The following is a 13,070-nucleotide window of genomic DNA, read 5'->3' as shown; positions in this document are numbered from 1 at the left end:
CTCCTCTCAGGAAGCATGGACCCAATCAGCCATCCACAGAAGACCGGACACTCTCGGAGAGCCTGGAGCTGATCGGCGAATTCTGAAGGCGACTATCGACAATCAGTTGCGGGCGCCCCCTGGAACAGCACTCGATCCTTGCCTCGACATCGAACACCTCCTCCAGCAGTTTCGGCGTAATGACTTCACCGGTCGGTCCGCAGGCGATCAGCCCGCCTTGATGCAGCACGATTGCCGCATGGCTGAAGCGCAGGGCATGACCAAGATCGTGCAGCGCGACAATGATCAGCAATCCCTGCTCATCCGCGAGCCTGCGCAGCAGTGACAGCAGGTCGATCTGATGGCTGAGATCCAGCGCCGAGGTCGGCTCGTCCAGCAGCAGGATCTGCGGGTCCTGTGCCAATGCCTGTGCCGCGCTGACCATCTGGCGCTGTCCGCCGCTGAGATCGCCGAGATTACGGCCGCGCAGATGGGTTATGCCCAGCAGGCGCAGCATCTCCTCGACCTTGGCGTGATCCTCGTCAAAGACCTTCAGTCGGCGACCCTGCATCCGCGCGAGCAGGATGGATTCGTAGACCGACAGAACCGGGCGCGCGCCATTGTCCTGCGGCATATAGGCGATCGGTTTCGCGCTTTTGGCCCCTTCGACCTGGACATCCCCGCCGCCGTGCAAAAGGCCGAAGATGCGCCGGAACAGCGTCGATTTACCCGCTGCGTTCGCCCCCAGCAATGCAACGACCTGCCCCCCGTGCAGGGGCGGTGTCGAGACGCCCGAGATTACCGCATTGCCAGAATAGCCGGCGGAAACGTCACGCAGTTGCAGGCTTACCATGTCGCCACCCGGCGGTTCAGGATCAGATAAAGAAAGAAGGGGATGCCGACGATGGATGTCACGATGCCGATCGGGATTACCGTGCCCGGGATGATCATCTTCGACAGGACCGATCCCACCGACAGGATCAGCGCCCCGGAAATGGCGGCTCCGGGCAACAGAAAGCGCTGATCTTCGCCCAGCAGCATCCGCGCGATATGCGGCCCGACCAGCCCGATAAAGCCGATGGTGCCGACAAAGGACACCGAGATCGAGGCCAGCAGGCTGACAATCATCAGCGCCTCAAGACGCAACCCGCGAAGGTTGACGCCCATGCTTTCCGCCTTGGCATCCCCAAGCCGCATGGCAGTCAGCGACCAGCCGCGCCGAGCCAGCAGTGGAATGGCTACGACCAGAACCGCCAGCGACACCCACAGTTTCGGCCATGTCGCCTTGGTCAGGCTACCCATGGTCCAGAAGACCACGGCCGCCACCGCCTGCTGGCTGGCAAAGAACTGGATCAGCGACATCAGCGCGTTGAAGATGAAGACCAGCGCAATCCCCAGCAGCACGATGGTTTCGCTGGTCACGCCGCGCCGCAGGCTAAGTGCATAGATCGCCAGCGATGTCAGCATGGCCATCAGAAAGGCATTGACCGGAATGATATAATCGACCGCCAGCGGAAACAGCGACACCCCGAAGGCCAGCGCCAGTGCCGCGCCGAACCCCGCCCCGGCTGAGATGCCCAGAGTGAAGGGGCTGGCCAGAGGGTTGTTCAGGATGGTCTGCATCTGCATGCCCGCGACCGACAGGCTGGCACCGACGACCAGCGCCATCAGGGCGACCGGCATCCGGATCTCCCACAGGATAACGCGTAACTGATCGTCCACCGCGCCGGGCAGGAACAGCGCCCGAATGACCTGTCCCAGTTCGTAATTCGCCGGTCCCAGTGCCAGATCCACGCAAAGGCTTATCAGCAACGCCACCGACAGCCCCAGCAGGATCATCTGTCTGCGAAGAACAAGGGCGCGATAGAAATCGCGCCCTTCAGCAGCTTGTCCGCTGGGGCCTGCATTACTGTTCATTCAAAGAGACCCAATACCCGGGCTTGTAGGGCACCGGCAGGAAACGTTCGTGCAGCTCCTGCAATGTAGCTTCTGGATCGAGCTCGGCGAAGAGTTCTGGGTGAAACCACTTCGCCAGACGTTGTACCGCCACAAAATAATAGGGGTTGTCGTAGAACTGATGCCAGATGGCGTGAACCTCTCCGGTCTTGACGGCGTCGATGCCGGTCATTGCGGTGCGGTGGGTCAGGGCTTCCAGCTTGCTGCGGGCCTCGGCCATGTCCGATCCCGGACCCAGGCCGACCCAGGCACCGCCGGGGACATAGGCCTCCCACTGGCCGCCGGTGACGATCACCTGCTGGGGGTTGGCGGCAATGATCTGTTCAGGGTTCAGCGTCCCGAAGGTGGTGGGCAGAATGTCGCTGGCGATATTCGTGCCGCCGACGATCTCGACATAGTCGCCGAAATTGCCGGCGCCGAAGGTCATGCAGCAATCATCGGAATAGCCGCCGGCGCGGTCGACAAAGACCCTCGGGCGTTCGAATTCGGCATCGGCCAGCACATCGGTGACCCGCGCCATCTGCTGTTCGACGAAACCGATATATTCCTCGGCCTTTTCCTCTTGACCGATCAGCTGGCCCATGATGCGCATGGACTGGATGCTATGGGCCATCGGATCCTCGCGGAAATCGACATAGACGATCGGAATGCCCAGTTCGGCCAGCTTGTCATCATAGCCCGCATCCTCGGTCGCCTGCTTCGCCTCGAAATTCATCAGCACGACATCAGGATCCAGCGCGGCGGCTTGCTCGACGTCGAAAGTGCCATCCTTGAAGCCGCCAAAGGTGGGCAGATCCTTGAGTTCGGGGAATTTCCCGGCATAAAGCGCATAGGTATCGGGGTCGGCTTGCAGCAGATCCTCGCGCCAGCCCACCACGCGACTGAAGGGCGCTTCGCGTTCCAGCACGCCAAGCAGGTAGATCTGCCGCCCCTCGCCGAGGATAATCCGCTTTGCCGGCGCCTCCACCGTAACCTCTCGTCCGGTCACGTCGGTAATGGTCACGGGATCTGCCAAAGCCTGCGAGAAATACGCCGCAGCCAGCACGGCTGCACTTGCGGAAAATCGAGTGAACATGCGCGACGCTCCAGTTGAGATGTTCGATACGGGCTATATTTTCCGAGTTAATTTGTCAACTAATGGCTGGGGAGGGCTATTTTCCCCTCTCGCCTGTCCCACGGGCGCGGCGCTTTTCATCCTCGGGCACAGAGCGGTCGGCACAGCTCGGCAATGCTGTCCTCGCCCTTCGGGCCGTCCAGCACGATCCTGATCTTCTCCGCGGCCGAATATTGTTTGTGCGTCGCACGGCGGATGTCCTTGACGACGTTCTTACCTTGGCCCTGCCTGGTTCCGGGTTTCTGTCTCTGATCAAATCACCCTGAACTGTCCCATTGACGCTGACGCCGGACACCACAGCTACCGCACCGCCCCGCTGCGCGGCCCGATGGGGAAGGATATTCCGCTGATGTCGCGCTGTTTTCAGTTGGCCGATCCCGTGACGCATTTCCCTGTGGATTGCGGTGACGCGGTTGTGGCGCGGCGCGGAAACGCGCTTAATATATCGGTCGGCCAACACAACAGGAGACCGACGATGCCCATTTCCCCCGAGACGATCGAGATGCTGCGCGAGGAATTGCAGACGCTGCCACCCAAACCCCGGGCCAGCCTGACGGCTCGGGACGCCGTGGCGGCGCTTGCGCCCGAGATCCGGGCAGCGCGGGCGGCGGGCTATTCGCTGGGTGATCTTGCCGGCCAGTTGGGAGACTGCGGCATCGCGATCAGCGCCAGCACGCTTGGCAGCTATCTGCGGGCGATCGGGCGTGAGGGCAAGGCGCGGCCGGATGGCCGCAAGCGTCGGCGGGCCGCGGGCTGAGCCTTGGGGTGCGAGAGTCAGCTTTCGTAGGCTTTCGCGCTTCCGTTGCCCGACGACCGCGGCGCCCCCATTTACCGACCCGGATTTTACCCGAGATGCCAAACGGACCGCGGCCGAGCGTTGGACGCGGTCCGTTTCCTGTTCGGGATAAAAATTTATCGGCTTGTTTCCAGCGGGTTCGGCGCGTTCTGGCCCTGGCAAGGGCATCACCTGACTGATGCGGGCACCACCTCCGGGACCGACCGGCCACTCGTTCAACAACTGCCCGATAATACCCGCCGGGGTTTTATCCGACCCGATAATATGGGGCGAACCTGATCGGGAGGGATTATCGGGCAGACGAGATGAAGCGGATATTTTCCTTCAAAAGAGCAGCCAGGATCAGAAGTCGACCCTGATCACCAGGGTTGCCTCGACCAGCAAAGATGTTCCTGATCAGAACCTGAGGATGGATTATCCAATCGGGCGGCTCTGACAAACCCAGGCATTCTATCCCTCAAGGGCGTCGCGTCACCAATGGGCCGGAGTGATCCTTGCAGAAAGGTCCGCCCTTTCCTCGATCAGCTTTCCTCTTCGAGGTTCAGCACATCGGCCAATATTCGCCTGATCATCTCTGGCCGAGTTGGCAGGTCAGGCACGTCGCGACGGTAGTCATCCAAGGCGGCAAGCATGGATCGCTGCATGCGCAAGGTAATGACCTCGGTGTCCGCTTTCGGACGGCCCATCTTCTTTGTCTCAGTCATGCGATTTTCCTCAAAAAGCCGGTTGACTTAATGACTACAACACTACATGATGCGCGAGCAAGGGGAAAGTTCGCACCTTTCACCCTCGCTCTGACCACGACGATCTATAAGGAGATCCCCATGGCTGTCTTGACGCCTACCACGCGCGATAGCGCGACTGAACCCCTGCCGCTTGCTGCCCTTTATACCAGCCCCGTTCTGGCGCTGTTCGATCAGTTGACCGACGCGCTCTCGCATTACGTCACGGCCGAGGCTGACATGTGCGAGATCGATTGCTGGGATCCGGCCTGGCGCCCGTGGTTGATTGCCTCGGAAGAGGCGCATGCGCGGGTCATCCAGATTCTGGCCGCGCTATTGGACGCGGATGCCTGTCATCCCGACGATGCGCTGCTGCTGGAGATGGGGGACGCGATCTGGGCGTTTCTGAGCGCCGAGACCTGCGCCGAGTTCCACGCGGGCAGCCGACAGGTGCAGCACTGCCTGCGGCTTTGCAGACTGACCCGCTATGGCTATGGCAGCCGTATCCCCGGCCTGATCCGGCCATCTGCATGCGCTGATCATGCTGGACCTGCACGGCTGGGACGCGGAATTCGAGGCCGACCGGGCGAACAGGCTCTGGATCTGACCCGCCGCCCGACCGGTGTCGCGATCCGCGAAGATCGCTCCCAAACTCCCTGACCCATCGCCAGCCGGAGCCTCGGCTGGCCCTACGTCACGCATGCTTTGCGCTCCGTTGATCCACCCGGACCAGCGATCGCGCCCCCACGCCCATACCACCCGCAGGAGACCTGCCATGAACACGCACATCCCCACCCTCCAGCAGACCTATGCCCAAAGCCGACAGCCTCGCTCCAAGCAGCCGGTTGGCGCCCATCTGTGGCGTGCGGCGAAAATTAAACGGTAGGCCGCGATTGTGACACTGACCTATCAAAGCGACTTCAGCGACCCGGCCCATTTCTGCTACGGCTCCCGTCAAGCCCTTGGCAGGTTGGGAGGCCCGCGCCAAGCGGCCTGTCTGGACTGGGCCAAAAAATGCCGGGCGGTTCAAATAGGTCTTGGCCAGACCCGAACAATAAAACAACCTGACGGTGCCGCTCGCCGAAAGTGGTGTTGACCTGATCCCGAAAAGCGCAGCCTGATCAGGCCGCCCCCTGCCATCAAAGGAAGTCAGACCGTACCGCCGAGCGAGCCCTCAAGCTGCGCAAGCTCTTGCCCGCCGGCCATCAGGTCCTGCAATTCCTCGGGCGAGATCTCTCCACGTTTTGCCGTCCCCAAGGTCTTGCCACGGTTCAGCACGGTAAAGCGGTCGCCGACCGCAAGGGCGTGGCGCACGTTGTGGCTGATGAACACAACGCCAACGCCTTGTTTACGGACGCGGTCGATGGTCGCCAGAACGTTCGAGGTCTGGCGCACCCCAAGGGCCGAGGTCGGCTCGTCCAGAATCAGGATCTTGGCGCCAAAATGCACCGCCCGGGCAATAGCTACGGTCTGACGCTCTCCCCCCGACAGTGTGCCAACCGCCTGATCCGGGCCACGCAGGTTGATGCCCATCTTCCGCATTTCATCCACGGTCACAGCGTCGGCATGTTTCTTGTCGAAAAAGCGGATCCCAGCCACTTTTCGCTCGGGCTCGTTGCCCATGAAGAAATTGCGCGACACGCTCATCAGCGGGATCATGGCAAGGTGCTGATGCACCGTCGCAATCCCGGCGGCGATCGCGTCGCGCGGGTCCTCGAAATGCATGGGCTTGCCCTCGAAATAGATCTCGCCCGCTGTCGGTTTGTGAACACCCGACATCGTTTTGATGAATGTCGATTTGCCTGCACCGTTATCGCCCAGCAAGCAATGACACTCGCCTGCGCGCACATCGAAACTGACACCCGCCAGCGCGATCACGCTGCCAAAGTGCTTTTCGATGTTCCGCATCTCGATAATCGGTGCCGCTTCAGGCGCCGTGGCTGTGGCCCGTTGCTCATCACTCATCTCACCGCTCCCCCGTGATAATACGCCGGATATAGGTGTTCAGGATGACCGCTCCCAAAAGGATCACGCCCAAAAACACGCGAAACAGCGAGCTTTCAACACCAGCAAAGAACAGACCCTGCTGCACCACCCCAAAGATCAGCGCACCAAGTGCAGCCCCGATGACCGAGCCGTAGCCGCCGGTCAAAAGCGCCCCGCCAATCACGACCGCGATGATCGCCTCGAATTCCTTCAGCAGGCCCCGGTCCGCACCGGCCGAGCCGAACTCCATCACCTGACAGACCGCGAAAACGGTTGCGCAAAAGGCAGTGAACATGAACATCAGGATCTTGACCTTGCTGACCGGCACGCCGGAATTGCGCGCGGCTTCGGCATCCCCGCCCGAAGCGAATATCCAGTTGCCGAACTTGGTTTTTGTCAGCAACACATGCCCGAACACGATCAGCAGGATGGCCCAAACGATCAGCATCGGAATGCCGTCGACAACCGGCTTGCCCGTGTTGGTGCCGCGTTCGAACGTCTCGATCAGCCCGTTCTCGCCTAGCCAGGTGAAAAATCCCTTGAAGATCTTTCCGCCAAAGACCGGGGCCAGCCAATCACCTTCGGCGACATCGGTGACACCCCCGATGATGGTTTTCCGCTCGATGGTCTGTGGCAGGAAGATGGTAAAACCGCGAAGGATGAACAGAAAGGCAAGCGTGACAATAAAGCTGGGCAAACCCGTTCGGACGACGATCAACCCATTGACCGCACCGATGGCGACGCAAAGAACAAAGGTCGTCAGGATGGCGGCCCAGACCGGCCAGCCATAAGAGACCGAGAAGATCGCGATCATCATGCCGGCAAAGCCGATCATGGACCCGACGGACAGGTCAAACTCTCCGGCGATCATCAACAGGCAGGCGCCAACCGCGATGATAACGAATTGCGCCGAAACCACCGACCAGTTCATGACGCCCTGACTGGTGAACATGCCGCTGTCGGCTGCAAAGAGCAAAAAGAACGTAAATACGGCAACCGTGCCGACGATGCCGCCCAGTTCGGGACGGATCAGCGCCTTTCGAAATGCAGAGATTTCTTTGACGCGCTCGTCTGGCTCTGCCGTGGGCTGGGTCGCGTTTGACATGCGACATCTCCCCGGTGACTAGTTTTTCAAGGATAGACGAGAGTGCAGGACGCCACATCCGCGGCGCCCCGATGCGGAGGCTTAGCGGTATTCGCCCGCGAATTCTTCGATTTTCTCCAGCCCGTCTGCGGTCACGAAACCGGGCCCCGAGTTGATGTTATTGCCGGGCAGCACGCCATAGCGGTGATAATTGGTCATGATCACCACCGGCAGATAGGCCTGCAGGAAGGGCTGCTGGTCAATGCCCCATTTGATCGTGCCGGATTTGATGCCCTTGACGATCTCTTCGCCCAGATCGAACGTGCCGAAATAGATCGCGCCCGCCATGCCGTTTTCTTCCAGCGCCAGCAAGGTCGGATCTGCCGAAACCGGGCCAAGGGTCAGCACGGCTTCTGTGTCGGGGTTGGCGGTCAGATAGGCCATTACGCGGTTCTTGATCTCGGCCGGGTCGACGCCGCTGTCCAGCATGGACTCGCCCAACTCGATGCCCAGACCGTCGGCAAAGCCTTGGCAACGCTCGACCAGCGTAGGCTGCTGGATCGCGTGGTTCACGCACAGAAAGGAACCGATCCCGTCATCCTTGGCGCGCTGCCCGGCGGCATAGCCGGCGTCATATTCCGGCTGCCCGACATACATCAGCGCGCCAACCTCGCGCGCCTGCTCGCCCGTGCCGGTGTTCATAATGATGACATCAATGCCACTGGCAACCGCATTGGAAATCGGCCCCTTCAGGACATCGAAATCAGCCAACGTCGTGATGATCCCGTCCGGCCCCGAGGCCGCGGCCTGATCAATGATGCGGGCCATGTCGGCCAGATCGCCGGTCGGCGGATTGCGGTATTCAACCTCGACCCCCATCTGCTCGCCCGCCAGGGCGATGCCGTTCTTGATCGTGTTCCACCAGCTGTCACTGTCGGGCGCGTGGCTCACAAGGACATAGCGTTCACCCTCGGCTGACGCAGCCGAGGCAGCCAGCACGGGCATGGCTGCGATCGCGGCCGCCATGACGATCTTCTTCGCCTTCGAATTCATCATTTCCTCCCTCAATCTGCGTCTTGCCGGCGCCAATCCCCGTGGGCGGCCCGTCTCCGCGACTCAAGTTTACCACACACATCCAATTTTGCAACCGGTTGCAAATCAGGCCACACTGTTCCAGGCTGCGCAAGCGATCTGCTTCGTGTAAAAGCCAGACAGAGAGGCCGAAGAAGAGAACATCTATGTCAGTGACGCTGAAAGAGGTTGCTGAACGGGCCGGCGTATCGCGCTCTGCCGTATCGCGGACCTTTACCGATGGCGCCTCGGTGTCCGACAAGATGCGCCGCAAGGTCGAGAAGGCTGCGCGTGAACTGGGTTACAGCCCAAACGCGTTGGCATCCTCGCTGACGACGGGGCGGACCAAGCTGATAGGACTGGTGTCGAACAACTTTCACAACCCGATCTTTCTGCAGGTTTTCGACCTTTTCACCCGCGGGCTTCAGGACAAGGGCCTGCGGCCGCTGCTGGTGAACCTGTCGCATGAGACCGAGCCGGAAAATTCGGTGCGAATGCTCAAGCAATATTCGGTCGATGGCGCGGTGGTCGCCTCATCGACGCTGCCACCCGAATTTGCCAAGGCCTTCCGCGATGCCGACGTTCCTGTGGTGCATTCGTTCGGGCGCTATTCCTCGGCCCCGCATGTGCATGTCGTCACAATCGACAACCGCGAAGCCGGTCGGCTGGCCGCGCAAACGCTGATCGCGCGCGGCTATACCGATGTGGCGTTCCTGGGCGGCCCGGAACAGGCAACCTCGACGCAGGACCGCCTTGCCGGCTTCATGTCGGAGCTGTCGGCCCATCCGCAGATCCGCAGCAGCCATTCCTTTGCTGACGCCTATTCATTCGACGCCGGTCGGGCCGAGATGCTGCGCATCCTGCAATCGCGCCCGGCGCAGGCCTATTTTTGCGGCGACGATGTGCTGTCGATCGGGGCGCTTTCCGCGATTGCGGATCAGGGCCTGTCATGCCCCGGCGATATCGGCATCATCGGACTGAACGATATGGAGATGGCGCGGTGGGAAAACATCAATCTGACCACGATTCATCAACCCATCGAACAGATTGTGTCCTCGTCCATCGAACTGATGGTGGCGCTTCTGGCTGACCCGGACCGCCCACCTGAGGTACGGATCTATTCCTGCCCCGTAATCGAACGCGGCACGCTCAGGCCTTTGCCAACAGCCGCGCTTTAGCGAAACATCGGCGGCCGCGCGTCAACCCAGGCACCACCCGCCCGTGCCGAGGCGACTGCGCCATGCACCGCCGCCATCGACCGCAGCCCAGCAGCGGCATTTGGCAAACCGTCGCGCGGCTCGCCCGCAATCGCATCGGCCAGATCACAATAGATGTTGGCCACCGCCAGCGGAAAGCCTTCTGGATGCGCGATCGACACACGCGACAGCCGTTGCGCATCCGCATGCAGACCAGCCTCGCCCTTTTCGATGATCTGCGTGCGCCCGCCAACCGGCGTGTAGATCAACTGGTTCGGCTGTTCGGACGCCCACCGCAAACCGCCGGTTTCCCCAAACACCTGGATGTCAAAGCCATGCTGCCGGCCAATCGCCACAGATGAGGTCCAGAGCCGCCCGACAGCGCCCCCCGACATGCGGAAATTCACCATCGCGTCGTCCTCGAGCTGCCGACTGGCGATGGTAGAGGCGAAATCTGCCGAGAGCTTTTCGACCTCATCGTCGCAGATAAAGCTGGCCATATGCAGCGCATGGATGCCGCAATCGGCGAACTGACCCGAGGCACCGGCCATGTCAGGATCATAGCGCCAGCGCACGCGCGGGTTATCGGCATCTGTCGCATCGCCGTGGTGTCCATGCGCGAAATTCGTCACAACCAGCCGCACCTTGCCGATCTCGCCCGCGCGCACCATGGCACGCGCCTGGCGCACCATCGGATAAGCGGAATAGCAATAATTTACCGCGCAGATTTTGCCGGATGCCTCGGCCACGCGCACGATGTCCTGACCTTCTTCGACGCTCATGGTCATCGGCTTTTCGCACAGGACGTTGAAGCCTGCCTCCAGAAAAGCCTTGGTGATCTCGAAATGCGTGGCGTTCGGGGTCGCGACGGTGACCAGATCGACACGGTCGTCGCGATCCTTTTCCCCGGCCAGCATCTCGGTCCAGTCGCCATAGGCGCGGTCCGCCCCGATCCCAAGCCGCTGCGCATAGGCACGGCCCTTCTCGGGCCGGTGGTCCAACGCACCCGCCACGAACTCGAAACGCCCGTCAGCTAGCGCACCCAAACGGTGCGCGGGTCCGATCTGGCTGCCGTGACCGCCCCCGATCATACCCCATCTCAGTTTCGACATGGCCCTGCCCTCTTATCTGAAGCCAATGGATTCAAGGTATCCGCGATTTTTGCGCGCATCGCCTAGGGCGTCGGGATCAAGCGTCGGATCGCAGTCCTGCTCGACCGTACACCAGCCCTGAAAACCGCCGTCCAAAAGGATCTGCCGAACCGCCGGGAAATCCACATCACCGTCGCCCAGATTGCAGAAGATCCCCTGCCCGCAGGCATCATAAAAGCCCGTCCGGTTCTCGATCACCCTCGTCTTGACCGCCGGGTCGATATCCTTGAAATGCATGTAAGAAATGCGGCCGATATGCTTTCGCATGAAGGCCACCGGATCAAAGCCGGCATAGGAATGGTGGCCGGTGTCAAAGCAGATCTTCAGGATGCTGTCATCGACCTCGTCCAGCAGCCGCTCCAGTTCTGGTTCAAAATCCATGAACCCAGCCGCATGGGCGTGAATGCCGACAGTCAAACCGTATTCCTCGGTCCCGATCCGCGCCGATTCGGCCAGCCGATCGCGAAACGCGACCCACTCGGCCTTGCCCATCTGCTCGGCCTCTCTGGCGCGGCCCGCCGTCGGCGCACGGCGCGGCGAGATCGAGTCGATCAGCACCATGTGCTGCGCCCCGTGCGCCCGGAGCGCCCGCCCGGTACGGTGCGTGGCGTCCAGCACCTCATCCCAGGCATCCGGGTCGTGATAAGGACGGAACACGACACCACCGATCAGCGACAGCCCGTACTGCTGCAAAGCCTCTCGCAGCAACGCAGGATCCTCAGGAATGAAGCCGATCGGGCCAAGCTCGATCCCGGTATAACCCGCCTCAGCGCATTGCTTCAGCACATCGTGCCAGGTCGGGTTGCGGGGATCATTGGCGAATTCGACGCCCCAGGAACACGGCGCGTTGCCGATACGAATGGTCATGTTCTCGATGCCTCCCGTCATTAGAAATCCTTGACGTCCTGCCATGTCCCGCGCGCAGCCGAAGCCATCATGGCCGCAATCACCCGGTTGACCTCATGCCCGTCGCGAAAGCTTGGCCAGGTAGACTGGCCCGCTGCGATCGCCCGCAGAAAATCCCTCGCCTCGATGATGATCTGGTCTTGATAGCCTGTGCCATGCCCCGGACCCTGACAGAACGGCGCATAATCGGGATGCGCTGGACCGGTCAGGATCTTGGTAAAGCCACGCGTCGCCTCTGGGCCGGACATGCGGTACAGCCACAGCGCATTCTGATCCTCTTGATCAAAGCGGATCGCGCCCTTTGTGCCGGAAATCTCATAGACATAGCCCATCTTGCGACCTGTCGCGATGCGCGAGAAATACATCTGCCCCATTGCTCCATTGGCAAAGCGGCACATCATCTGGGCGTGGTCGTCATTGTCGACCTGCCCGCCCGGCCGGTTTCGATGGACGGTCTCGTAACGGCCCATGACCTCGGCAATCGGACCCATCAGCGCCAGCGCGCCATTGATCATATGAGGCGACAGATCGCTCATCGTGCCATTGGCCATCCCCTTCGTGCGCCAGGTGGCAGGCGCCTGTGGATCGGCCAGAAAATCCTCGGTATGCTCACCGCGAAACCAGGTGATCCGACCAATCTCACCCTCTGCGATCAGGCGGCGCGCAAACTGACTTGCAGGGGTGCGGATATAGTTGAAGCCAACCATGTTCACGGCGCCTGCAGACTTGGCAGCGGCCAGCATCGCCGCACTGTCCTCCAGCGAAGCACCAAGCGGCTTTTCGCAGAACACCGGCTTGCCAAGCGCAAAGGCGGCCTCGGCAATGGCCCGGTGCGTGTCCTGCGGCGTGGCAATGACGATCGCCTCGACGCGCGGATCGGCAACCAGCGCCCGCCAATCAGCGGTTGCGCGCCCGAAGCCATAAGCAGCACGGTAACGTTCGGCGCTCTCTGGTGTTGACGCGCACACCATTTCCAGACGTGGGCGCAGAGCTGTGTCAAAGACGGCGCCAACGGCTGACATGGCCACGGCATGGGCTTTGCCCATATAGCCGCCACCCAGAATGCCGATTCCGATCTGTGTCAAAACGACCATCCTATGAATTTTGAA

Annotated in this window: 13 protein-coding genes; 3 read left to right on the top strand and 10 right to left on the bottom strand. The window is 61.2% G+C overall.

Annotated elements, in window-relative coordinates; translation table 11 throughout:
- Nucleotides 1-25: 25 nt before the first annotated feature.
- From JHX87_RS18085 to JHX87_RS18075, 3 genes are read right to left on the bottom strand one after another with little or no spacing between them, the layout of a single operon-like run.
- Complete coding sequence (locus JHX87_RS18085; RefSeq protein ID WP_271886916.1) at nucleotides 26-832, bottom strand: ABC transporter ATP-binding protein; 807 nt, start codon at nucleotides 830-832, stop codon at nucleotides 26-28.
- On the bottom strand, nucleotides 826-1,896 hold the full coding sequence (locus tag JHX87_RS18080) for a FecCD family ABC transporter permease (RefSeq protein ID WP_271886917.1): 1,071 nt from the start codon (nucleotides 1,894-1,896) through the stop codon (nucleotides 826-828). The genes JHX87_RS18085 and JHX87_RS18080 overlap by 7 nt, the downstream gene beginning before the upstream one ends.
- Nucleotides 1,886-3,010, bottom strand: coding sequence for an ABC transporter substrate-binding protein (locus JHX87_RS18075; protein WP_271886918.1), 1,125 nt, complete (start codon nucleotides 3,008-3,010; stop codon nucleotides 1,886-1,888). Before JHX87_RS18075 ends, JHX87_RS18080 begins: the two co-directional genes overlap by 11 nt.
- Nucleotides 3,011-3,524: 514 nt before the next feature.
- Between JHX87_RS18075 and JHX87_RS18070 the strand changes: the two genes are divergently transcribed.
- The gene (locus JHX87_RS18070; protein ID WP_271886919.1) at nucleotides 3,525-3,806 is read left to right on the top strand and encodes a hypothetical protein; all 282 of its coding nucleotides are present in this window, start codon (nucleotides 3,525-3,527) and stop codon (nucleotides 3,804-3,806) included.
- A gap of 560 nt (nucleotides 3,807-4,366) precedes the next feature.
- Here JHX87_RS18070 and JHX87_RS18065 read toward each other — a convergent pair.
- Complete coding sequence (locus JHX87_RS18065) at nucleotides 4,367-4,549, bottom strand: hypothetical protein (RefSeq protein ID WP_271886920.1); 183 nt, start codon at nucleotides 4,547-4,549, stop codon at nucleotides 4,367-4,369.
- 120 nt (nucleotides 4,550-4,669) lie between these two features.
- Between JHX87_RS18065 and JHX87_RS18060 the strand changes: the two genes are divergently transcribed.
- Nucleotides 4,670-5,227: a hypothetical protein gene (locus tag JHX87_RS18060; RefSeq protein ID WP_271886921.1), complete on the top strand. Its 558-nt coding sequence runs from the start codon at nucleotides 4,670-4,672 to the stop codon at nucleotides 5,225-5,227.
- A gap of 489 nt (nucleotides 5,228-5,716) precedes the next feature.
- Here the strand turns inward: JHX87_RS18060 and JHX87_RS18055 are convergent, their stop codons facing one another.
- The 3 genes from JHX87_RS18055 to JHX87_RS18045 all read right to left on the bottom strand — a co-directional run bounded on the left by JHX87_RS18055 (nucleotide 5,717) and on the right by JHX87_RS18045 (nucleotide 8,690).
- A complete protein-coding gene (locus JHX87_RS18055; protein ID WP_271886922.1) occupies nucleotides 5,717-6,532 on the bottom strand; it encodes an ATP-binding cassette domain-containing protein in 816 nt (271 codons plus the stop codon).
- Between the two features lies 1 nt (nucleotide 6,533).
- Nucleotides 6,534-7,658, bottom strand: coding sequence for an ABC transporter permease (locus tag JHX87_RS18050; protein ID WP_271886923.1), 1,125 nt, complete (start codon nucleotides 7,656-7,658; stop codon nucleotides 6,534-6,536).
- 81 nt (nucleotides 7,659-7,739) lie between these two features.
- Nucleotides 7,740-8,690: a sugar ABC transporter substrate-binding protein gene (locus JHX87_RS18045; protein ID WP_377776083.1), complete on the bottom strand. Its 951-nt coding sequence runs from the start codon at nucleotides 8,688-8,690 to the stop codon at nucleotides 7,740-7,742.
- A 185-nt stretch (nucleotides 8,691-8,875) separates the two neighbouring features.
- Here JHX87_RS18045 and JHX87_RS18040 point away from each other — a divergent pair, with 185 nt between their 5' ends.
- The gene (locus JHX87_RS18040) at nucleotides 8,876-9,886 is read left to right on the top strand and encodes a LacI family DNA-binding transcriptional regulator (protein ID WP_271886925.1); all 1,011 of its coding nucleotides are present in this window, start codon (nucleotides 8,876-8,878) and stop codon (nucleotides 9,884-9,886) included.
- Here the strand turns inward: JHX87_RS18040 and JHX87_RS18035 are convergent.
- The 3 genes from JHX87_RS18035 to JHX87_RS18025 are packed head-to-tail and all read right to left on the bottom strand — an operon-like array spanning nucleotide 9,883 to nucleotide 13,046.
- Complete coding sequence (locus JHX87_RS18035) at nucleotides 9,883-11,016, bottom strand: Gfo/Idh/MocA family protein (protein ID WP_271886926.1); 1,134 nt, start codon at nucleotides 11,014-11,016, stop codon at nucleotides 9,883-9,885. The genes JHX87_RS18040 and JHX87_RS18035 overlap by 4 nt on opposite strands.
- Before the next feature lie 12 nt (nucleotides 11,017-11,028).
- Complete coding sequence (locus JHX87_RS18030) at nucleotides 11,029-11,922, bottom strand: TIM barrel protein (protein WP_271886927.1); 894 nt, start codon at nucleotides 11,920-11,922, stop codon at nucleotides 11,029-11,031.
- 20 nt (nucleotides 11,923-11,942) lie between these two features.
- Nucleotides 11,943-13,046, bottom strand: a complete 1,104-nt coding sequence (locus JHX87_RS18025) for a Gfo/Idh/MocA family protein (protein ID WP_271886928.1) — start codon at nucleotides 13,044-13,046, stop codon at nucleotides 11,943-11,945.
- Between the last annotated feature and the right edge of the window lie 24 nt (nucleotides 13,047-13,070).

The organism is Paracoccus fistulariae (genome assembly GCF_028553785.1).
GTDB lineage: Bacteria > Pseudomonadota > Alphaproteobacteria > Rhodobacterales > Rhodobacteraceae > Paracoccus > Paracoccus fistulariae.
Note: the sequence above shows the minus strand (reverse complement) of the source record. Positions and strands in the feature narration are given on the sequence as shown.